The following is a 22,043-nucleotide window of genomic DNA, read 5'->3' on the forward strand; positions in this document are numbered from 1 at the left end:
CCAAGGCGTCAAGACGCGAGAATGCACATGCTGCTCAACCCTGGCCGACTTCGCCTTCTCACGCGCATTTTTCTGGCGCTTCTGTTAACCCTGTCGGCTATGTCGGCGGCGGTCTTTTGGCTATTGCAACGCAATCCCGAGGCACTGGCCCAACATTATATTGAACAGATTGCCGCCAGCACCGGCCTGAATATTACTGTTGAATCGGTCAATGTGGCCCTTTTGCCGTTGCCCTCCCTGGCTGTCAGCAATGCCAGCGTGGAGGGCAAGAACTTTAGTTTTACCGTTGCCTACGCCACACTCCGGCCCGACTTTCTGGCGCTGCTGCGCGGCGAACTGCTGCCCCGCAATATCACCCTGCTGCGCCCCCGCCTCAAGGGCGAACTGCCCGTGGCTCTCAGCCTGCCCTTTCTGTTCCCTGACACTGCCGAAGCCGACCAGCCTGTTGCAGCTCAGGCTGCGCCAGCAAATGGCGGAACTCCCCCAAAAGCCGCCCCTCAGCCTGCCGCTTCCTCCACGGCAAAGGCCAGCAATCCGCCGACACAAGATGCAACAATCCCAGCCGTAACCGATGCGGCGGCCCCCCTGCAAAGCGCTGCCGCGCAAGAGCAGCCCCCTGCGCAGAATTCCGTGCAATCATGGCTTGCCCGGCTTGCCGGGGACACGACTGGAGGCACGGCTCTTTTGCCGGGCATTTTGCCGGGTCGGTTCAGGCTGGCTGTTTCACAGGGCGAAGTGGACATCACAGGCGCGGACAAAACACAACTGGCGGCAAGCGGGCTGCAATGCGATGTGGAAACAGCCTCGGCCACGCGCCTTGAGGGCAACTTTTTTTGCGCCACAGCGATTCTTCAGCCAGAAGGCCAACTGCCAGCCCGGATTGAACACCTCAATCTGGAAGGCAAGACAGACCTCTCGGCCCCACTGGCAAAAACGCCGCAACTGGCGGCCAAAGGCACCATGCAGTTGCCCAACTGGCTGGCCCGCCTCAACTTCGCACTGGGCCTCAAGGCTGATGCCAATGGCTGGAGCCTGACCAGCGACCTTGAAGGCGAACTGCGCAAGGATGAAGTGCTGCTGCCTGCCCACGTGACCGGCACCGTGGCCCAACGCAACAAGGAAGATCAAGGCATCAGCCTTGAAAACCTGCGCCTGCGGCTTGGGCAGGATGATGTGAACGTCAATGGCATGCTGCGCCTTGGCGGGCCGGACACATTCAGTATCGAAGGCCGCCTGCAGCTGCAGCGCGCAAGCCTGACGGAGTGGCTGGGCTTTGCCCGCAATCTGGCGCCCGGCCTTCAGGTGGCCCTGGACGAAGTAACCCTTGGCACCCTTGATTTTTCAGTGGACGGCAAAGGGCTGCGCGTTCCGCATATTGATGTAACCGCCGCTGGCAGCCGCTTTTTGGGTTCCGGCGGCGTTGCGAGCTGGGCCAGGCCTGAACTGCTGCTGGATCTCAAGGCCGAGACTGTGAATCTGGGGCGCGCCATCCCTGAATCTGTGGGGGTATTGCCTGCCGAGCCGCGATACGGCCACGGGCCGCTCACTCCCATGCCCGGCAAACCGGTCGAACCCGGCGAAATCGGTCTTGATTACAACATCCGCCTGGCTGCAACCCGGGTGAACTACGGCCCCATTGTTATCAGCGACGCGCTGGTCGTCATCAAGCAGGGGCTGGTCGACCAGGTCACGCATTTTGAAGACACGCTGCTGATTGTTGACGGCACGTTATACGGCGGCAGCGTCAAGGGCGACACCATCATGGGCGGTCACCCGGATACCCCCTACGCCATCCGCCTGCACATGCGTGACATTAACGGCGAAAATCTGGCGAAAGACCTCCCGGTCATGCCCGTGAGCGGCGGCAAGCTGCGCGGTGATGTGGACGTCATGAGCCAGGGACGGGAGCTGGATGTTTTTCTGGGCAAGTTGCGCGGCACGGTAAGCGCCAGGGCCGAAAAAGGCCAGTTGCGCCCGCCGAACAATATCCCCGGCAAGGCCTCCCCCGGCGCAGTGGGCTTTAAAGCGCTTGATGTAAACCTTAAAGTCCGCACGGCGGCCTGGGAGCAAAGCCGTCTGGGCCTTGAAGGCCAGTGGACCGCCACCATTGAAGATGAAGGCATTGACGCCAGCGTGGGCCTTAACGGCAGGCTCTGGTTCAGCGGCGATGGCCAGGGCGGCGGCAACATGGATTTTCAAAACCTGCCCGGCACCATCAGCCTGGGCCTCAGCCCGGAAAAATCCTTTCAGCCAGAGGGCCTGCAAGCGCAGATCAGCGGCAAATTCAGTTGTCAGGCGGCGCGCAACCAGCTTTCGGCAACAGATATGCACGTGAACGCCCTGGGGGCGGACATTTCCGGCGCAGGGCAACTGGGCATGGGCAAGGACGGCATGGTCTGGCAGGGCAAGGTTTCCGCCTTTATCCCGGACAGCACAAAAACACTGCGCCTGCTTGGCGCTGCCAACCCCAATGTGCCCCAACCCCTTCGCCGGATCGAGCTGGACACTGCCTTTAAGGGCGATAGCGGATCCCTGGCGCTGTCAGAGTTCCGCGCCAAGGTGGATCAAAACGATATTTCCGGCAGTATCAGCCTCGACTGGCGCAAGGAGCTGGCCCTGAGATTCAAGCTCTCCGCTCCGCAGATTGATCTTGACCGCTACGTGGGCGACAAGGCCGCCGGGCAGGCAGATGGCGGCAAGAACAAAAAAAAGGCTGAGAGCAAACCGTGGGATCTGCGCTTCATGCGGGCATTTTCCGCTGAAGGCGAAGCGCACGTTGGCCAGCTCACCCTGTGGAAACTGCGCACCGATGACCTGCGCCTTAAAGCCAAAATGGAAAACGGAACCCTGCGTTATGAAAGCCAGGGCGGCAAATTTTATGGCTCCCCCGTGTCTGCTCATGGTGAAATGCGCTTCAACAAAGGGATGGGATTTGCCAATGCCCTGTCCATCGAGGGCTTTGACCTTGCCGCAGCAAGCAAGGATCGCGGCGGCAGCGCTGCCCTTGGCGGGCGCGCGAGCATAAGCTCCGAGGTTGACGCAGAGCTGACAGGGGCAAACCAGCTCCCTGCGCGCCTGAACGGCAAATGGCGCTTCAACGTTCATAATGGCTTTTACCAGTCACGCGACAAAGACGGCCAGCTCAAGGGCAAACCCACCCGCTTTGATGCTGCGGGCAGCTCCGGCGCAATCACCAACGGCATTGCAAAAAGTGGTGATTTTTATCTCAAGGGGCAGGATCTCACCGTTACCGGCGGCGGATGGATAGACCTCAATAGTGAGACCCTTGACTGTAACTTTACCGTAAACATGAAGAATCTTCCAGAATTCCCCATGCGCCTTTATGGCAGCCTGGACAACAGCAAAACATCTATTGGCGCTGGCAAACTGCTGCTCAACACCATTGGCGGCATCACCCAGGGTTTTGTAGATGTGCTTGGCAGCGTGGTGGAAGGCACCTGGAAGCTCTTTCGGTAAGCAGCGGCCTGCGGGCTGCAACATGTCGAGCATTCTTCCCAGCACCCGTTGACAGGGCCTATTTTAGGGGATAGGGTGCCAGTTGTGTTCTTTTTTGCACAAACTAACTCGGTTCCGGCAAGGAGAGTACCAGTGAATATCCTTATTTTTGGCCCCAACGGCAGCGGCAAAGGCACTCAGGGCGACCTGATCAAGCAGAAGTACAACCTCGCCCACATCGAATCCGGGGCCATCTTCCGTGAACACATCGGCGGCGGCACCGAGCTGGGCAAAAAAGCCAAGGCTTACATTGATCGCGGCGACCTCGTGCCCGATGACATCACCATTCCCATGGTGCTGGAAACCCTGAAGACCAAGGGTCAGCAGGGCTGGCTGCTTGATGGCTTCCCCCGCAATACCGTGCAGGCCCAGAAGCTGTGGGACGCCCTTCAGAAAGAAGGCATGCAGCTTGACTACGTGGTTGAAATTCTTCTGCCCCGCGAAGTGGCCAAAAACCGCATCATGGGCCGCCGCCTCTGCAAGAATAACAACAACCACCCCAACAACATCTTCATCGACGCCATCAAGCCCAACGGCGATGTCTGCCGCGTCTGTGGCGGCGCGCTTTCCAGCCGCTCCGATGATCAGGACGAAACCGCCATCAACAAACGTCACGACATTTACTACAACACCACCGATGGCACCCTGGCCGCCGCGTACTTCTACAAAGACCTCGCTGGCGCTGGCAAAACCAAATACATCGAACTGAATGGCGAAGGCAGCATTGATTCCATCAAGGAAACCCTGCTCTCCAAGCTTGCCTAGTTTGCCATTCTACAGCCAAGAGCGCCTGCCTCGGCGGTCTGCCCGGTAAACATCTTGCTGTAAGCGGTTATGTATAGAAAAGGCCCTGCTTTTGCAGGGCCTTTTGCTGTTTTTGCCAAGCTGTCATGTGATTGCCGCACAGGAGGCAGATCACATCCGCCATTGCAAATTGGGCCTCAACAATATTTTTAACAGTTAATCCATCGTGTTATAGCTTGTTACAAATAAACAATATTATCCAGACTATATATGTTGACAACATCTGGAAACCGCACGTAAACTCTAGAAAATATCACGACTACTGATACTGATTGCACTTTCCTTACGCATAACAGGAAAAGTACAAACAGAAGAATTTTCCCTTTCCCGGCTTTTGGCAGTGATACAGAGACTCCCCCTATACAGCTGGAGCGGCAGCAACTGATACTCAGCGGCTCTTTTGCCGCACCGTGCAGATACAAACTCCCGGGCCATGCTCAGGAGTTCTTTCGTCTCAACGGCCTACCCTGGTTCAAACACCACGGATAATGAGACATGTCAGATATCTCCAAGCCTCTCATATCATTTGCCGTTCTTGTCCTCCTGTTTCTTGCCCCAATATTTTTTATTCATGATTACGCAAGCGATGTTACATCAAACATCTCTGCCACTACACTTACGCGCCTTGCCGAGGTGAACGCCCGCGCGGGCAACAATTTTTATCAGGCTGTGCGCAACAGCATGATGGAAATGAGCGGCATGACCAAGTATCTGGCGCAACAGGATTACCGCGTCAGCAGGGAATACGTGCTTGGCCTTGCCCCTCTGTTTTACGCCCATGGCGTGCGGCGTTTCAGCATTGCGGATGCTGAAGGCAAAGGTTTTGACGGCGGAGGGGCGCAGACAGACTACAGCAACGACCCGATTTTTTTACGCGCACGCCAGGGCTTGACCCATGTTGCGACTGCTGGCAGCACCACCGGCCCGCGGCTTCTGATTATTGCCAACCCGCTGGTTGCCCGCGGCAAGGTACAGGCGGTTCTTATCAGCGAATTCCCGGCAGAAGCCATAGAAAGCAATATGGAAACGTGGGCGTTCAGCAACAACACCTACAACATGGTTTTTGACGATTCAGGCCAGCCCCTGTTCTGGTCGCCGCCCCCCGGCAAGGCCATGGACGACCTCTTTGCTTCGTTCGCCACATGCGGGCTTTCCCCGAATGTGACGGACATATTGCGACAAAAATTTGCAGACGGCGCGCAGCAGTCCATAACTTTTTTCGACAAAGCCACGGGCCTTTTCATCGCCACAACGCCTGTTGAACGTTTTGGCTGGCGCATGGTTTCCTTTGTTCCGCAGCAAGCAGGCAATGCGGCAGCTTCAAAACAGTCGCTCATCACCAATGAGCTTGTCTGGCGGCTGGTCATTCTGGCTGGCATAATCCTCACATTCCTGCTGCTGCTCGAGCGCAACTCCTCACGCAAGCTGCGCCGCCAGCAGGAGGATTACCGCTCCATTATCACCAGCATGTCCGGCGGGGTGCTCAAATTTTTCAGCCCTGATGGCACATTCCTTTTTGTCAGCCCCAATTATGTAAAAATGCTCGGATTTACCGAGGCGGAATTTAAAAAAACATACGGCAACAGCTTTTCTGCCACAGTATATGAGCAAGACCGCGAATCCACGCTGCGCACCATGCGCAAGCAGATGAAAAACAGCCAGCCCATAGACGTGGAATACCGCACCCGCACCAAGAACGGAGCATTGATCTGGCTGTACCACAAAGGGTCCGTGGTCAACATTGAGCACGGCCGATCGTACATACAAAGCATTGTCTTTGACATTACCCGCAATAAAGAAGCGGCGCTTTCCAAACGCATATCCGATGAGCGTTACCAGTTTATTCTGGAACAGCACGACATCAACATATTTGAACAAAATCTGGTCAATGGCTATTTTTCATGTTCGGCCCAATGGCTGCACACCTTCGGAGCTGTTTTCAATATCCTCGAGAACGACCCGGCCATCCCGCTGTTTCCTGACGATCAGGAACGCCTGGTGGCTTTTCAAAAAGAAGTGCGCCTTGCGCCGCATCAGTATAAATGCACCCTTGAAGCGCGTTTGCGTGATGCCGAGGGGGAATACCGCTGGTTTCGCATTGAGGCCTCCAACATAGCCAATACCCAGGGTTCCCCCATCTACTCCATTGGCATTATTACTGATATCGACAAGCAAAAATCTCTGGAGCTGCAATTACGCACCCAGGCCACACGCGACAGCGGCACCGGAATGCGCAACAAGATGTCTACGGAGAAGGCAGTATCCCAATTTCTGGAAACGCACGAATCCCCCCTGCCGCAATTCTATGCCATGTTCATGGTTGATTTTGACAATTTCAAAGGCGTCAATGACCGTTTCGGCCATGCCATGGGCGACAAGGCCCTCTTTGACATGGCCCAGATCATCCGCCGCAATTTCCGTGGCGTGGACATTGTGGGACGCATCGGCGGCGATGAATTTCTGGTTTTCTGTACAGAAAAGATGTCGCTGCACGGAATACGCGAGCGCGCCCACATACTAGTGGAACAACTGCACACCCAGTGCTGCGACCAGCACTCATGCCTCACCCTGACCGCCAGCGTTGGCGTGGCATGCAGCCCACGGGACGGCACAACCTATGCCGAACTGTTCAATAAGGCAGACAAGGCCACCTATGCGGCAAAAAAACTGGGCAGAAACAGATGCGTGTTCTATAAAGAGATGAATGGCGATGCCCAGCAGGGCGACCCTCTGCAATAACACTCTTCGCCCCCTTTGCCCCGCCTGATAAAAACTGCCGCGCCCCGTATCAAACTCGGAGCGCGGCAGAACTACGCTTTCAGCCCATAAAGAACGGTAAAACTCCTAGGCCCAGAGAATATTGTCCGTTTCCAGCGGCGAAGCCTGCGCCGGATGCACGGGCATGATGCGTACACCATATCTGTAGTGGCCGCTGAACGAAGGGATGTAGCTTGCGGTATAGCGCATGCCGTCCTGTCCGTTTTCTCCTGATCTCGGTTCAAGCCGCAATATTTCCGGCTTGTCGCGGAAGCTGCCGTTAATGAGCGCCTGCCCGATCACAAGTTGCACCAGTATCTCCTGCGGCTTCATTTCGCCAAGATGCATGCGCAGTTGCACACTCACGGGTTCGCCGCAGATCATGGTGTTGTTTTCCACCCCGCTGATGGTCAGTTCGTCCACCTTGACCGTGCCAAAACGCGCAGGCAAATCACTCTGCCATGCTGCAAGGGCGCGGCAGGCCTCCCAGTTATTGTCGCGCAGCATGTTGCGCCTGCGCGCTGCCCGCAGATAAAACTGACGTATATAATCGTTGAGCATGCGGTTGCTGCTGTACATGGCCGTGAGACTTTTGAGCGAACGCTTGGCCGTGGCAATCCATTCCAGGGGCAGTCCTTCTGCATCGCGCTCAAAATACAGGGGGACAACGGCGTTCTCCAGCAGTGAATACAGATCCTCTGCATCGGCGTAGTCATTCTGCTCGCTGCTGGGCAGTTCTGTGGAAACAACCGGGCCAATGGTCCAGCCGTTCTGGCGGTTGTAGCCCTCGCACCACCAGCCGTCAGAAATACTCAGATTGATGCCGCCGTTGACGGGCAGTTTCATCCCACTGGTGCCCGAGGCCTCGTGCGGCCTGCGCGGCGTATTGAGCCAGACATCGCAGCCCTGCGCCATAATGCGCGATACAGCCAGACTGTAGTTTTCCACAAAGAATATGCGGCCCAGAAAGCGCTCGTCGCGGCACATGCGCAGCACTTCCTGAATCATGTTGATGCCCGCCTCGTCCGCTGGATGCGCCTTGCCGGAAAATACCAGCACCACAGGCCGATTGGTATTGCTGAGGATGCGGGCCAGCCTGTCCAGATCTGCAAAAATCAGCGTGGCGCGCTTGTAGGGGGCGAATCTGCGGGCAAAGCCGATAATGAGGGTATCAGGTTTGAGCATGGATTCCATGCGCTTGCGCTCATCCGATGACAGATGAAACTTCTGGATAAATTCCGGAATCCGGCGGCGCAGGTCATCAAGCAGGGCTTCCTTCTGGTGCATGCGGGCCGCCCAGAAGGCCTCGTCAGGAATTTGGTCCACCTTGTCCCATACGCCGGAACCGGGAGGCGACTGCATCCAGCCAGAACCAAGATACTGGTGCAGCAGTTCATGCATCCAGCTCCCCACATAGGACGGCACGTGAATACCGTTGGTAACATGCCCGATGGGCGTTTCCGCCACGGGCAGGCTTTTCCAGAGGTTGTTCCACATGTGGCGCGAAACAACACCGTGCAGGCGGCTCACACCGTTGGCCCAGCACGAATGCCGCAAAGCAAGCACCGTCATTTCAAAGGAACTGCTGTTGCCGCCCTCTATCTGCCCAAGCTGCACAAACTGCTGCCAGGACAAACCAAGGTTGGCGGCGATTCCGCTGAAATACCGCTCCATCAGCTCCAGAGAAAACGATTCGTTGCCAGCGGGCACGGGCGTGTGCGTGGTAAACACCGTATTGGAGCGCACCCGCACAGTTGCCTCGGCATAGTTCATGCCCATGCTCAGGCATTCCTGAAGGCGTTCCATGGCCATAAAGGCCGAATGCCCTTCATTCATATGAAAAACGCTGGGCATTATACGCATCGTTCGCAGCAGCCGCATGCCGCCCATGCCCAGCAGCATTTCCTGCAGCAGGCGTACCTCTCGGTTGGCCTCATAGAGCTTGTCGGTAATGCGGCGGTCTTCGTCAGTGTTGCGGCGGGTGTCCGTATCCATGAGGTACAGGGTTATGCGCCCCACGGCCAGTTTCCACACCCTTGCAAACAACAGACGGCCCGGCAGTTCAAGCTGCACATAGACCGGCTGATTGTCCGCATCGTACAACATCGAAATGGGCATGAGGCCGAAGTTGTTGACGGGATACTGGGCCACCTGCCGTCCATCGGCATCTATATCCTGCCGGAAATAGCCGTTCTTGTATAAAAGCCCAACGCCCACAAGGGGGATAGCCATATCCGAGGCAGACTTGAGGTGATCGCCAGAGAGGACGCCAAGCCCGCCGGAATAAATGGGGATGGATTCACTCAGGCCGTATTCTGTAGAAAAATAGGCAATGGGGGCTTCTGGCGTCACATCCGTGCTGAGCGAGCGGATGGGTTCGGCCATGTAGGCATCGAACTTGGCGACGACCTCACGGTAAAGATTCATGTAGTCTTCGTTTTCCAGCAGATCGCGGAAGCGCTCCGGATCGGCCTGCTCCAGCACCCTGAGAGGATTACGCCAGCTTTCCCAATGGGAAGGGCTCAGGGCCATGAACAGGGCCTTGGCCTTGTCGTGCCAGCACCACCACACATTGCGGGCAATGTCGCGCAGACGGGAAAGCTCTTTCGGCACCTCGGCAACGGCCATGATGGGCCGCAAAAATGGCGTGGCGGAACACGATGTGGAAAGCACCCTCGCCAGAGCCGCATGCCCGCAATCGCAGTTAATCCGGGTGGAGGCCTTTTTGAAGGCTATTTCAAAGGCCCTGACATAGTTTTCAAAAAAGAACTGCCACGATGATTTTTCCGCCAGCGCACGCGCCTCCGCGCGCCATTGGGGCAAATCATCCACTGCGCAGGTGGCGGCGCGGATCAGATGCTCGTGCAGCACTGTGGCGCTTTGCTCAAAATTCATACCCCGGCGGGGCATGACGCACACGCCCTTGGGCGTAACGGCTCCCTCCTGCAACTGCGTGCGCGCCCACATGCCAAAACCTGAAAGGTCAGTGGTAATGGTGGGCACGGCCCAGGCCGCGCTTTCCTGCGGCGTATACCCCCACGGCTCGTACCAGGAGGGGAAGCAACCCACATCGCAGGCCGACATGACATCATCGTAGGGCATATTCAAAAAGCCGTCTTCCCCATTGAGCATGGCTGGCACAAAGATGACCTTGACCCTGTTTTCCGGCCTGTTGTTCAGACCCAACCGATGGCAGGCATTGAGAATCGGATCCTGCGGCGCGTTCCAGGCGAAATGCGTGCAGATAAAGGGCAGGCCGTTGTCGTTGGCCTCGGGGTCGCCAGAAACCGCAGCGGTATTAACGCCCGTATGCCCACCCATGACAAGGCACAGGGCCAGAATGGAAGCGTCCGTGCCCGCGAGGCTCTGCTCAAGCTTGGCCAGAGCATCAAGGAAGATGTCCACGCCCTTGTTGTGCATTTCATATCGGCCGGAAATGGCGAAAATGCGTGTGTTGGCTGGCAGTTCGCAACGCAGAAAGCGGCTGGAGGCCTCCACTATGCGCGCACGGTGTTCCGCCGGGCGGGAGCGGTCTACGGAATAATCGGGGATAACCCGCATATCCAGACCGTTGGTGGTGATGACATCGGGCTGCCGCCCCAGCAGCACCGCGGATTCTTCCCCGGTGATGGGGCTGACGGTGGTGAACACGTCCGCCTCGCGGGCGCTGGCCCCCTCAAGAGACCACTTGGCCGTGATGTTCAGGGCTGCGGCTTCGTTGGCGGGATTAATGCTGCGCAGGTTGGAATAGATATCCCGCCCGGTCCCTGCCATGGCCCGCCCGAGCATGGTGGCGTGGGTGGTGAACACAGTGCCTATGCCGGGAGAAAGCCTTTTGAGCGAAAGCAGGCCCGCGCCGCACATCCATTCGTGGAACAGGGCAACGCTGCGTCCCTCAAGGGGTTCCACCCGGCTTTCATGAATGGCCGCAATAACCGCACTGCAGGCTGTTGCGAACATGACGGGTTCAATATAGTCCCATCCGCCGGAAAGCGAATCCACACCGTAATTTTTCCACAGATCGTACAAAAGCTGGTTGCTGGAATATCTCTTGGAAAAATCCACCAGGATGGCCTTGGGACGACCGGGAATATTCCAGCGGCCCATACGGCATTTGAGATCCTTTGTAGCAAATGCCAGACGGAGCGAATCCCAGATATTCTCGTCCGTTTCTTCAAAACCCACATTCTCCGCCAGGGACGGGCCAAGGAGAAAATAGTCCTCGCCAAACTGCTCTACAGCCTGCAGTGCCTTGCTGCTGACCACAGAGTAGATGCCCCCCACCTTGTTGCAGACTTCCCAACTGACCTCAAACAACGTGACGGTGGTGTTATCGAAATTCATGCTTTCTCCTTATGGAAAGGCCGATTGGCTTAAACGGACGCATTAGTGCCGGAACGGAGGCTGTTCTTGCGTACCTTGCGGGGCTTGAGTTCCTTGCCTGCCAGTTCTGCGGCTTCAAGACGCAGCTCAAAATCTGCCAGCACATTCATATAGGTGATGTAGGCATCATAGGGGCTGTCAAAGGGGCTGGGCCTGTCCTGCCGAGGGCCGGAAAACCACTTGGTGGACATGTGCCGGAAATGGTCGGCGGTTTGCAGACGCTCATAGTCGTGCAGCAGCATCTTGTCGCCGCTAGCGCTCACCCGAGCAGCCAGGCTGTAAAGCGTATGGATGGCGTCTTTCTGCATGTCGTTGCCAAGCCACGAGGTCAGGTCATGGCCGCTTTCTTCCCACGACACGAACTGGGGCACATCCACCTCTCCGGCGGGGGCGCGCTTTCCGGCAATGGAGCCGGGCGTGGCAAACCTGAAGCGGTTGTCGCGCAGCAGGGCCTCGGGCAGGGCCGACATAAAATCGAAGATGCCCGAATCCTGCCCGTGACGCAGACCAAATACATGAAAATCATTGTAAATATTGATTACATCCGCCTTGTCGCCCAGGCTGTGGCACCACGAGGCGAACTTGTCTGCAGTAAGCGGCCAGTCGCTCCAGCCCCTGTCGCCAAAGCGCAGGCCCATGTCGTCAGAAAGGGCCGTATTGCGCAGCAAAAGATTCATCTTGGGGCCGGAAACCGGGCGGTACACCCAGTTGGGGCTGCGCCAGCCAAGCACCTGATCCGCACCCTCGGCCAGCGCGGTTTTAAAACCAAGCTGTTGCAAGGCAGCGGCAAGGTCATTGTTGAACACGCATTCCGTATGCATGAAGGTGGTAGGCTTTTTGCCAAACAGTTTTTTGATGCGCGCACTTTGCGCCTTGACCTGCCTGTCAAATTCCTCGCGTGAATACAAAAAGGCCAGCGAATGCGCCGAAGTTTCGGCGACAAATTCCACGCAGCCCGTAGCCGCGAGAGCGCACAGGCTTTCTGTGACTTCAGGGGTGTACTGCTCAAAAAGATCCAGAGCGGTGCCCGAAACGCACAGCGATACCGCAAACGCGCCTTCATGACGGCGCACAAGCCTGAGCAGCATTTCTGCGGCTGGCAGATAACACAGGCGCGCCGCGCGCAGCATGGTTTCGCAATTGCGGTCATCGTCTTCGTAAACGGAGCTCTGCCCCATATCGAAAACCGTGTAGCGGCGGAACTGGTACGGCTCATGTATATTGAAACACAGACATAGCGCAGGCATCAGTGACCTCCAAGGACATCCCGGTAAATGGTCAGCAATTGGTCGGCGGCATTTTCCCATCTAATGGATTTCATTTCTTCGCGGCAGTTTTTCACCAGTTCGGCGGCAAGGCAGGGGTAACGCAGCACGGCGCAGATTTTGTCGGCCATGTCGCGCGTATCCCAAAAATCAGCCTTGAGGGCGTGCTCAAGCACTTCTGAAACACCCGACTGACGCGAGAGCAGCACCGGCACATCGTAAAGCATGGCCTCCAGCGGCGTTATGCCGAAAGGCTCGGAGACTGAAGGCATGACATAAAGATCGCTGAGGGCGAACATGCGGTCCACATCCTCGCCGCGCAAAAATCCGGCAAAATGGAAGCGCCGCCCCATACGCAACTGCCCTGCCCTGCGGATCAACGCCGGCAGCATGTCTCCGCTGCCAGCCATGAAAAAGCGGACATTGGGATTTTTTTGCAGCACAAGGCGGGCCGCTTCCATGAAGTACTCCGGCCCTTTCTGGAATGTCACGCGGCCGAGGAACAGCACCCGCTTTTCATGCCGTATGCGTTGCGGCACAAGATAGCAGCGCCCTGCCTCGTGCCGCGCAACGGCATTGTGCACTACCACCACCTTTTCGGGTGCCACGCCGTAGCGGTCAATGACGGTTTTTCGGGTCAGACGGCTCACGGCCACCACCACATCGGCGGCATTCAGCCCGGCGCGTTCTATGCCCGCCACCTGTTCGTTGATGTTCAGGCCGCTGCGGTCGTATTCCGTGGCATGAATATGCGCCACCAGCGGTTTGCCCGTCAGCGCCCTGGCCATCATGCCCGCAGGGTAGGTCATCCAGTCGTGCACGTGGATGACGTCAAACTGTTCCTGCACGGCAATGGCCCCGGCCAGACGGCTGTAACGCTGCACTTCGGCCATAAGGTCAGCCCCATAACCGCCGTGCAGTTCAAACGTAATTTCGCCTTCGCAGGCGGTATGGCCCGCATGCGGCGCAAAAGCGCGCGTACTCGCCGCATTGCCTGGCTCCTGACGCAGATTTTCCAGCGCTTCGGCATAGCCCTGCGGCGTGAGGTAGGGAACAAGCGGGCTTTCCACCGGCAGGCAGCGGATGCTGCTGGCCCAGAGTTCATGCCCTGCCTGCGTCATGCTTTCCGCAAGCTGGGCCGCAACCGGAGTGCCGGAGGCCCCCCGCAGGCGCAAAAAACTGTTCTGCCCGCTGCCGCCGTCCACGCGGGGCAGCACAAAGACGATCTCCGCCCCTTTTTTCGCCAGAGCCTGCGTCATGCCAAAGCATGCCGTTCCCAGGCCGCCACTGATATGGGGCGGAAATTCCCAGCCAAACATTAGCACTCGCATGGCTAAACCCTTATTCTTCACTGCCGGACGCTGACACGCCCAGAGTCATGGTTGCCCTGCATATGCCGGTTTTGTCGCCGGATGCGGGATGGGCCAGACAATGCGCCACCCTCTGCTCCCAATGGGCGTAAACATCCGGCGCGGCCTTTTGCAGTTTTTTGAGCATGCGCAGGCACTCGGCCACGCTCCAGGCCTGGGCGGTGCAGCCGCCGGGATTGTAGGGTGGGGAACCGTCAAACACTTCTGAAATGCTGCCAAGCCCGGCTTCGCAGAGATGCTGACAAAACAGGGGCGTAACCATATCAAGCAAACCCTGAACAGCGCCGTTCATATCCCAGGCCGTGTGCAGCAGTGCATCAGCATAATGGCCCAGCAGCCAGGGCCAGACAGTGCCCTGATGGTAGGCGGCATCGCGGCTCTCGCCGTTGCCTTCGTATCTGCCTTTGTATGCGGCGGCATCAGGGGCAAGGGTGCGCAGGCCAAAAGGCGTGAGCAGCCTGTTGCGCACGCATTCCACAACCTGCGGCTGAAAATCGTCCGCAAGCACGGCATGCGGCAGGGACACGGCAAATATCTGATTGGGACGCACGCTTCGGTCGAGCTGTCCGTTGCGCCACACGTCGCCCAGATAGCCGCCCGCCTCCGTTGTCCAGAAGCGGCGCAAAAACGCATCGCGCATGGCGGCGCGCTGGCGCTCGCCCGTGAGCAGCGGCTCCTGAAATGCGGCGGCAAGGCTGTCGGCAAAGGCAAGGGTGTTGTACCAGAGGGCGTTGATTTCCACAGGGCAGCCGTGCCGGGGCGTAACCGGGCAGCCGTTTACCTGGGCATCCATCCAGGTAAGCTGGGTGTGGGCATCGCCCGCATGCAGCAGGCCCTCGGCATCCACAAAGATGCCCATGCCCGGCCCCTTGCGGTAGCCCTTGATGATGGCTTTCAGGGCGTCCCAGGCATGTTGCCGCGCCCAGGCCAGACCATCGGGAACAGCGGCCAGCACCTGTTGCAGGGCAAAGGCATACCACAGGGACGCGTCCACTGAATTGTAGGCATGCTCGCCTGACTCCGAAAACATGTTGGGCACAAGGCCGTTGCGGATATGCCGCCCCACCTCGGCCAGAACGTGCAGCCCAAACTCTTCGCGTCCGGCGTAAAAGGTCAAACCCGGCAGGCTGATGAGGGTGTCGCGCCCCCAGTCGTCAAACCAGGGATATCCGGCAATCACGGTGGCTCGGCCAGACGGCGTCGTAATGCAGAACTGGCCGCCAGCCTGCGCCAGTTGCCCGGCAAGACCGCCGCCCGCAAGGTGAGCATCGGTGCGGGCGCGGCTCTCCGTCTCCCACAGGGTGCGCAGGTTTTCACCGCAGGCTTCCGTACCAGCCGCCACATACACGTAACCGCCCTGTGGCAACGGCGGCAGAGCTATTTCAAGCGTGCCGGGCATAAAGAGGTCTTCACTGTCGTCAAAACCGCGCTCACGCTCTTCAAAATATTCCACATTGCGGCACCAGTCCGGCTCGGCAAAAAAACTGGCAGCGGCATGCGGCCCGCATTTTTCGCTGGTCGCCGCGCCCTCGGCATTTGCAGCCCTCGCGCAAGCCTTGCCGGAATCCCCGGCGGCCTGAATATACAGGGGGGGCAAGCTCTCATACGGGCGAGCTGCAAAACCGCCAGCCACAAGGAGGGTATCCGTTCGCAGGGCCGGGTTTACCCGCGTGAGCGCGTGAACATTGCGGTAGGCAAGCAAAGGCTTGATGCGCAGGGTGAGCGGGGGGATATCCTCCGGCCCGCGCAGTTCATAGCGCAACAACAGCAGGCTTTTATCCCGCGCAAGCAGCACCTCGCGGCTCAGGCTTACTTCGCCCACCCGATAGGTGCTCTGCGGCCACTGATCGAGCTGGAAAGCTTCAAGATACTCGTGCCCGTTGGGATAGAGCGTGCCAGGATGCTGGCGGGTGGAAAAAAAGAATTCCCTGCCGCCGCCGCACACCGATTCCTCAAGGGCAGAGAGCAGCACATGACGGCCGTACGGCGTGTTGACGGCAAGCAGGCCGTGATATTTGCGCGTGTTGCAGCACAAAATGCTGCTGCCGGAGCAGTCGCCCCGTTCGTTGGTGAGCAGCCACTCCCGGTGCAGCGCCCTGCGCGTATTCTGGCAGGCTGCCTTGTCAAAGCTGAACCGCATACGGCCTCCTTGGCGCCCATATGGAGCGCGACGGCGAATGCTGCGGGAAGACGAAGGGCGCAATCGCCGCCTGACCGCCAGACGATGCTGGGCGGCCCAAGTTGCGGCAATGCTTGCGGAAGGGGTACGGCGGAAAGGGCGCAGAGAGAAACTGAAACAGCCGAACCTCTGACCGCGAAAACCGCAACAGAAAAACATTTAAGAAAATAAAGGTGTTCTCTGTTTTTACAGCTTTACCTTACCCCATTATTTTTTGACTGTCGAGCGCGTGCCACTTTTGTTTCCAGTTTTATCGCCTTAGCGATGCACTAAACACGACGTGCTTGTTAGCTGGCTAATATTATATGAAGAATTTGACCAATCTGAAATCATCGTGTGAGCATCGCGTTACAATCGCGCAAGTTACCATGGTTGCCTGAACAGGTTCACAATGCTTTGCAGTATAAACACGGCGCATGTACTCACTACTGATTACAACTGCCGCGCAAGCTGTATGGTCATAACGCAGCCCTGCCGCCCTCGCTGGCTTGCGTCTGTTTGCGCCAATGCGCGGCCCGGCTGTACTGGGGGCTTTTTCTTTCTTCATTTTTAGGGTACGCTTGTTCGTTGCTCACAATATTTGCATACCTGACGGGGGTAGTTCATGAAAGCACTTGGTCGTTGGCTTGGGGCTCTGGCCCTTACCCTGCTCGTGCCCGTTGCGGCGCTGGCTGGTGACATCAAGGTTGGCCTTATGTGCCCGCTTACGGGCAAATGGGCCTCCGAAGGCCTGGATATGAAGAACATCGTTACCCTGCTGGTTGACGATGTGAATGCCAAGGGCGGCATCAAGGGCCGCAAGGTTCAGCTGGTTGTCGAAGACGACGCGGGCGATCCGCGCACGGCCGCTCTGGCCGCGCAGAAGCTTGCTTCCGCTGGTGTTGTGGCCGTTATCGGCACGTACGGCTCCGCCGTGACCGAGGCCAGCCAGAGCATTCTGGACGAGGCGGAACTGGTGCAGATCGGCACTGGCTCCACCAGCGTGCGCCTTACGGAAAAGGGCTTGAAGCTCTTTTTCCGCACCTGCCCGCGCGACGACGCGCAGGGCAAGTCCGCCGCCGAAGCCATCAAGAAGGGCGGCTACAAGGCCGTGGCCCTGCTGCACGACAATTCTTCGTATGCCAAGGGCCTGGCGGAAGAAACCAAGGCAGTGCTTGAAAAAGACGGTATGAAAGTGGTGTTTTACGATGCTCTTACCCCCGGAGAGCGCGACTACACCGCCATTCTGACCAAGCTTAAAGCTGCCAATCCCGACCTCGTGTTCTTTACCGGTTACTACCCGGAAACCGGCATGCTGTTGCGGCAGAAGAGAGAAATGGGCTGGAACGTTCCCATGATGGGCGGCGATGCCGCAAACCATCAGGATCTGGTCAAGATCGCCGGTAACGAAGCCGCCACGGGCTATTTCTTCATCAGCCCGCCGCTGCCGCAGGATATGGACACGCCTGAAGCCAAGGAATTCCTCAAGGCCTTCAAGGCCAAGTACAATACCGTGCCTGTTTCCGTGTGGGCCGTGCTGGCTGGCGATGCATTCAAGGTTATTGAAGGCGCGCTTGAAGCCGGCAAGGACACTCCCAAGGAAATGGCCGCATGGCTCAAGGAACTCAAGGGCATGCCCGGTCTTTCCGGCAACCTGGGTTTTGACGCCAAGGGCGACCGCGTGGGTGAGTTCTACCGCACCTACAAGGTTGACGCCACGGGCAACTTCGTTTTGCAGCCCAAGTAATGCGGCGCGGTCATTAGCCGCGCCCATGTTGCACAGATACACGCCCGGGGCATAAACACCCCGGCGAAAAGCGCAATCCCCTTGAGGACGCGTTCATTACGGCGGGCGACCGGTATCCCGGTCGCCCGCCAAATGCCGAGTACCAACGCCGAACATTATGGAACAATTTCTCCAACAGCTTTTGAACGGCCTGGCCGTGGGCGGCATCTATGCGCTTGTGGCGCTGGGCTACACCATGGTGTACGGCGTGCTCAAGCTCATCAACTTTGCCCACGGCGACCTGTTTACCATTGGCGCCTACCTGGGGCTTACCCTGCTTGTCAGCTGCAATATGGCGGGCGCGCTCAATCCCTTTTTGGCTGTAGCCGCCGTTTTTGTCATGGTGGCCCTGCTGGTGGCGATTATTGGCTTTTTGCTTGAGCGTACGGCATATCGCCCACTGCGCAACGCCAATCGCCTTTCCGCCGTGGTTTCCGCCCTTGGCGCATCCATATTTTTCCAGAACGCGGTCATGCTGATCTACGGCGCGCGCTTCTACGTGTACCCCGACTATCTGCGCCCCGACTTTACGGTGAGGATGCTCGGCCTTGAAGTGCCCGGCGTGCGCCTGCTGGTCATCGCGGCCAGCGTTGTGCTGATGCTCGGCCTCTGGGCCTTTATCCAGCGCACGCGCACAGGCGCGGCCATTCGTGCCGTGGCCATCGACCCCGGCGCTGCGCAGCTTATGGGCATCAATGTTGACCGCATCATCTCGCTGGTCTTTCTTATCGGCCCCGGCCTTGGCGGCGCGGCTGGTCTGATGGTGGGCATCTACTACGGGCAGATCGACTTTACCATGGGCTGGTCTTACGGCCTCAAGGCCTTTACCGCCGCCATCCTGGGGGGCATCGGCAACATCCCGGGCGCCATGCTGGGCGGGCTTTTGCTCGGCGTTATCGAAGCCCTTGCCGCAGGCTACATAGCCATTGCCTGGAAGGACGCCATCGCCTTTCTGGTGCTCATTCTCATTCTGATTATCCGCCCCACCGGCATTCTGGGCGAGCGCACGGCGGACAAACTATGAAAAAACTTCCGTGCAACTTTGCCGTGTATGCGGCTGCGGGCCTCTTTTTGTGCGCGTTGCCGCTCTTTTGCAACGCCTACTGGCTTGACGTGTGCGTGAGCATTGGCCTCTACGCCCTGCTGGCCCTTTCGCTCAACGTCATTCTGGGGCAGGCGGGCATATTCCACATGGGGCACGCCGCCTTTTTTGCCGTGGGTGCCTACACCACCGCCATCCTCAACACGGTCTGCCATTGGCCCGTGCTGTGGGTTATGCCTCTCTCCGGCGCGGCGGCGGCTATCTTCGCCCTTATTGTGGCCCGCCCCATCATCCACCTGCGTGGCGACTATCTGCTGATCGTCACCATCGGCATTGTGGAAATTGTGCGCATTGCGCTTATTAACGATGTTTTCGGCCTCACAGGCGGCGCCAACGGCATTTTCGGCATCAGTCGCCCCATGTTTTTTGGCTTCAAGATCGTCAAGAGCCTGCAGTTCTATTTTCTGGTCTGGGGCATGGTGGGCGTGAGCCTGCTGCTGTTCTACGGCCTGTGGCATTCCCGCTTTGGCCGCGCGCTGAACTTCATCAAGGAAGACGACGTGGCCGCAGAAGGCTGCGGGGTCAACGTCACCCACTACAAGCTGGCGGCCTTTGTTCTGGGCGCTTTCTGGGCGGGCATGGCTGGCACGCTCTATGCCGCCAAGATGACAACCATCGCGCCGGAATCGTTCAACTTCATGGAATCCGTGATCATCTTTGCAGTGGTCATACTTTCCGGCGGCAGCCAGCTTGGCGTGCTTATCAGCGCGTTTCTTTTCATCGGCCTGCCCGAAGTGCTGCGCGAATTTTCCAATGCGCGCATGCTCATCTTCGGCCTTGCCATGATGGTCATGATGGTCTGGCGGCCCCAGGGCCTGTTGCCCCCGAGGCAGCGGCGCTACAAGGTTGCTGCGCCGCCAGCAGCCAGTGACGGGAGGCCCGCATGACCCTGCTGCGCCTTGAAGAAATGAGCAAGATGTTCGGCGGCCTCATTGCCCTGAACGATCTTACCTTTGACGTTGACGCTGGCAGCATTGTGGGGCTTATCGGCCCCAACGGCGCTGGCAAGACCACCGTGTTCAACTGCATAACCGGCAACTATACGCCGGAGTCGGGCCGCATCTTTTTTGACGGCAAATCCATTGCCGGACTGCGCCCGCACAAGGTGGTGGAACTGGGCATCGCCCGCACGTTCCAGACCATCCGCCTCTTTGGCCGCCTTTCTGTGCTGGAGAACGTGCTGGCCGGACGGCACTGCCGCATGAAATCCGGTCTGATATCGTGCATGCTGCACACGCCGGGTCAGCGCGAGGAAGAAAAAGCCGCCGTTGCCCGCTGCATGGAAGAGCTGGAATTTGTGGGCCTTGCCGACCGCTATACCGAGGCCGCAGGTGGCCTTTCTTACGGCAACCAGCGCCTGCTTGAGATAGCCCGGGCACTGGCCTCCGACCCGCGCCTCGTGATTCTGGACGAACCCGCAGGCGGCATGAACGATCAGGAGACCGCCGCCCTGGTGCATACCATCCGGGCTATCCGCGACAGGGGCATCACCGTGCTGCTCATTGAGCACGACATGCGCTTGGTGATGAAGATTTGCGAAAAACTGGTGGTGCTGGAACACGGCACCATGATTGCCCAGGGCAAGCCCGAAGACGTGCGGCAGGATCCCGCCGTCATTGAGGCTTATCTGGGCGCAGACGACGAAAAGTGGTAAGCCATGTCCCTGTTGCAATTGTCTAATGTGCGCGTGCGCTACGGCAGTGTTGAAGTGCTGCACGGCATCGACCTGAGGGTGGACGAAGGCGAAATCGTCACCATTCTCGGGGCCAACGGTGCGGGCAAAAGCACCACCTTGCTCTCCATCAGCGGGCTGGTGCGCCCCTTTGAAGGTGAAATTCTCTTTGAAGGGCAAAACCTGCTGAGCATGCCGAGCCACAAGGTCGTGGGCCTTGGCATTGCCCAGTCGCCCGAAGGGCGGCGTGTTTTCGGCATCATGAGCGTTCTGGAAAATCTGCGCCTCGGGGCATTCTGCATTGAGGACAAGGCCCGCCGCGAGCGCACGCTGGAATGGATTTTTGATCTTTTTCCGCGTTTGCACGAACGCAAGGATCAACTCGCGGGTACGCTTTCCGGCGGCGAACAGCAAATGCTCGCCATAGGCCGCGCCCTCATGGCCGAACCGCGCCTGCTGCTGCTGGATGAACCCTCGCTGGGCCTTGCCCCGCTGCTGGTGCGCTCCATCTTTGAAACCGTGCGGGCCATCAACAAGAAAGGCGTAACGGTGCTGCTGGTGGAACAAAACGCCCGTGCGGCGCTGAAGCTGGCCACGCGCGGCTATGTGCTTGAAGTTGGCAGCGTGGTCATGGAAGACCGGGCCGAAAACCTCCTTGCCAATGCCAGCGTGCGCGAGGCCTATCTGGGCGGCTAGCCAGACCGGCGACTGTTTTTTTACAAGCGGCCGCAATAGCACGAGGTTCCCGCACCGCAAGCCGGCTGAAAAATTTTCCACTTCTTTTACTTGACAGAAAATTGCTTTCAACTATATTTTTCCATTCCAACGCGGCGGCCATTCCGCCGTTATTTTAGCAATACGGCGCTGCTGCGCATGGAGGTTTTGCTATGACCCCTCTGGAAAAAGCCACCAAAACCGCTGAAGGCGTGGTGGTCAACGGTTTTGTTCTTTCCCCGGTGGTTGAACAGTGTTCTGGCTGTGACCGCGTGCGCGAATTTGAAGGCGAAGAGTTCTGCTCCAGCTACCCTGTCCCTGCCAAAAAGTGGACTGCTGGCCGTTGCAACTTTGCCACGCACGTGAAGGCCTCTGTTGCCGCTGCCGCCAAGGTCAACCCTTTGAAGGCGTCCAAGCGCGCCGCCAAGGGTGGCCGCTAGGCCAACCAGGCTTACATCGGTTCCGACATGCCGCTGGCGGTCAGTTTGCGATTTTATCGCAACAGGCCGATTCAAC

General features: G+C 58.2%; 13 protein-coding genes. 9 read left to right on the top strand and 4 right to left on the bottom strand.

All coding sequences use genetic code 11. From position 1 onward, the window contains the following. Nucleotides 1–27: 27 nt before the first annotated feature. The 3 genes from ACUZ9Q_RS11675 (at nt 28) to ACUZ9Q_RS11685 (ending at nt 7,059) form a co-directional block, all read left to right on the top strand. Nucleotides 28–3,477: an AsmA-like C-terminal region-containing protein gene (locus ACUZ9Q_RS11675; RefSeq protein WP_192113280.1), complete on the top strand. Its 3,450-nt coding sequence runs from the start codon at nt 28–30 to the stop codon at nt 3,475–3,477. A gap of 132 nt (nt 3,478–3,609) precedes the next feature. Beyond that, nucleotides 3,610–4,281 carry an adenylate kinase gene (locus ACUZ9Q_RS11680; protein ID WP_192113279.1) on the top strand — a complete coding sequence of 224 codons (672 nt, stop codon included), beginning with the start codon at nt 3,610–3,612 and terminating at the stop codon, nt 4,279–4,281. A gap of 534 nt (nt 4,282–4,815) precedes the next feature. Next, nucleotides 4,816–7,059 carry a sensor domain-containing diguanylate cyclase gene (locus ACUZ9Q_RS11685; RefSeq protein ID WP_192113278.1) on the top strand — a complete coding sequence of 748 codons (2,244 nt, stop codon included), beginning with the start codon at nt 4,816–4,818 and terminating at the stop codon, nt 7,057–7,059. Between the two features lie 105 nt (nt 7,060–7,164). Here the strand turns inward: ACUZ9Q_RS11685 and glgP are convergent, their stop codons facing one another. From glgP to ACUZ9Q_RS11705, 4 genes are read right to left on the bottom strand one after another with little or no spacing between them, the layout of a single operon-like run. Next, nucleotides 7,165–11,421, bottom strand: coding sequence for an alpha-glucan family phosphorylase (gene glgP, locus ACUZ9Q_RS11690; protein ID WP_227119020.1), 4,257 nt, complete (start codon nt 11,419–11,421; stop codon nt 7,165–7,167). Nucleotides 11,422–11,450: 29 nt separating this feature from the next. After that, a complete protein-coding gene (locus ACUZ9Q_RS11695) occupies nt 11,451–12,707 on the bottom strand; it encodes a glycoside hydrolase family 57 protein (protein ID WP_449247922.1) in 1,257 nt (418 codons plus the stop codon). Continuing rightward, nucleotides 12,707–14,056, bottom strand: coding sequence for a glycosyltransferase (locus ACUZ9Q_RS11700; RefSeq protein WP_215647927.1), 1,350 nt, complete (start codon nt 14,054–14,056; stop codon nt 12,707–12,709). The genes ACUZ9Q_RS11695 and ACUZ9Q_RS11700 overlap by 1 nt, the downstream gene beginning before the upstream one ends. Before the next feature lie 10 nt (nt 14,057–14,066). Then, nucleotides 14,067–16,235 (bottom strand): amylo-alpha-1,6-glucosidase, encoded by a 2,169-nt coding sequence (locus tag ACUZ9Q_RS11705; RefSeq protein WP_215647928.1) that lies wholly within the window; start codon nt 16,233–16,235, stop codon nt 14,067–14,069. Nucleotides 16,236–16,878: 643 nt separating this feature from the next. Between ACUZ9Q_RS11705 and ACUZ9Q_RS11710 the strand changes: the two genes are divergently transcribed. From ACUZ9Q_RS11710 to ACUZ9Q_RS11735, 6 genes are all read left to right on the top strand, one after another. Further along, nucleotides 16,879–18,000, top strand: coding sequence for a branched-chain amino acid ABC transporter substrate-binding protein (locus ACUZ9Q_RS11710; RefSeq protein ID WP_192113273.1), 1,122 nt, complete (start codon nt 16,879–16,881; stop codon nt 17,998–18,000). 157 nt (nt 18,001–18,157) lie between these two features. Continuing rightward, nucleotides 18,158–19,063, top strand: a complete 906-nt coding sequence (locus tag ACUZ9Q_RS11715; RefSeq protein WP_022659474.1) for a branched-chain amino acid ABC transporter permease — start codon at nt 18,158–18,160, stop codon at nt 19,061–19,063. Next, the gene (locus tag ACUZ9Q_RS11720; protein WP_022659473.1) at nt 19,060–20,028 is read left to right on the top strand and encodes a branched-chain amino acid ABC transporter permease; all 969 of its coding nucleotides are present in this window, start codon (nt 19,060–19,062) and stop codon (nt 20,026–20,028) included. The genes ACUZ9Q_RS11715 and ACUZ9Q_RS11720 overlap by 4 nt, the downstream gene beginning before the upstream one ends. Further along, nucleotides 20,025–20,795 (top strand): ABC transporter ATP-binding protein, encoded by a 771-nt coding sequence (locus ACUZ9Q_RS11725; protein WP_022659472.1) that lies wholly within the window; start codon nt 20,025–20,027, stop codon nt 20,793–20,795. Before ACUZ9Q_RS11720 ends, ACUZ9Q_RS11725 begins: the two co-directional genes overlap by 4 nt. Nucleotides 20,796–20,798: 3 nt before the next feature. Further along, on the top strand, nt 20,799–21,509 hold the full coding sequence (locus ACUZ9Q_RS11730) for an ABC transporter ATP-binding protein (RefSeq protein WP_192113271.1): 711 nt from the start codon (nt 20,799–20,801) through the stop codon (nt 21,507–21,509). Nucleotides 21,510–21,700: 191 nt separating this feature from the next. After that, a complete protein-coding gene (locus ACUZ9Q_RS11735) occupies nt 21,701–21,967 on the top strand; it encodes a PxxKW family cysteine-rich protein (RefSeq protein WP_022659470.1) in 267 nt (88 codons plus the stop codon). Nucleotides 21,968–22,043 lie beyond the last annotated feature (76 nt).

The organism is Desulfovibrio desulfopostgatei (genome assembly GCF_053570645.1).

Bases quoted from the DNA above. Each gene is read 5' to 3' on its own strand.
- ACUZ9Q_RS11725 (WP_022659472.1), top strand. From the start codon at position 20,025: ATGACCCTGCTGCGCCTTGAAGAAATGAGCAAGATGTTCGGCGGCCTC.
- ACUZ9Q_RS11735 (WP_022659470.1), top strand. From the start codon at position 21,701: ATGACCCCTCTGGAAAAAGCCACCAAAACCGCTGAAGGCGTGGTGGTC.
- ACUZ9Q_RS11720 (WP_022659473.1), top strand. From the start codon at position 19,060: ATGAAAAAACTTCCGTGCAACTTTGCCGTGTATGCGGCTGCGGGCCTC.
- ACUZ9Q_RS11730 (WP_192113271.1), top strand. From the start codon at position 20,799: ATGTCCCTGTTGCAATTGTCTAATGTGCGCGTGCGCTACGGCAGTGTT.
- ACUZ9Q_RS11700 (WP_215647927.1), bottom strand. From the start codon at position 14,056: ATGCGAGTGCTAATGTTTGGCTGGGAATTTCCGCCCCATATCAGTGGC.
- ACUZ9Q_RS11710 (WP_192113273.1), top strand. From the start codon at position 16,879: ATGAAAGCACTTGGTCGTTGGCTTGGGGCTCTGGCCCTTACCCTGCTC.
- ACUZ9Q_RS11685 (WP_192113278.1), top strand. From the start codon at position 4,816: ATGTCAGATATCTCCAAGCCTCTCATATCATTTGCCGTTCTTGTCCTC.
- ACUZ9Q_RS11715 (WP_022659474.1), top strand. From the start codon at position 18,158: ATGGAACAATTTCTCCAACAGCTTTTGAACGGCCTGGCCGTGGGCGGC.
- glgP (WP_227119020.1), bottom strand. From the start codon at position 11,421: ATGAATTTCGATAACACCACCGTCACGTTGTTTGAGGTCAGTTGGGAA.
- ACUZ9Q_RS11675 (WP_192113280.1), top strand. From the start codon at position 28: ATGCTGCTCAACCCTGGCCGACTTCGCCTTCTCACGCGCATTTTTCTG.
- ACUZ9Q_RS11705 (WP_215647928.1), bottom strand. From the start codon at position 16,235: ATGCGGTTCAGCTTTGACAAGGCAGCCTGCCAGAATACGCGCAGGGCG.
- ACUZ9Q_RS11695 (WP_449247922.1), bottom strand. From the start codon at position 12,707: ATGCCTGCGCTATGTCTGTGTTTCAATATACATGAGCCGTACCAGTTC.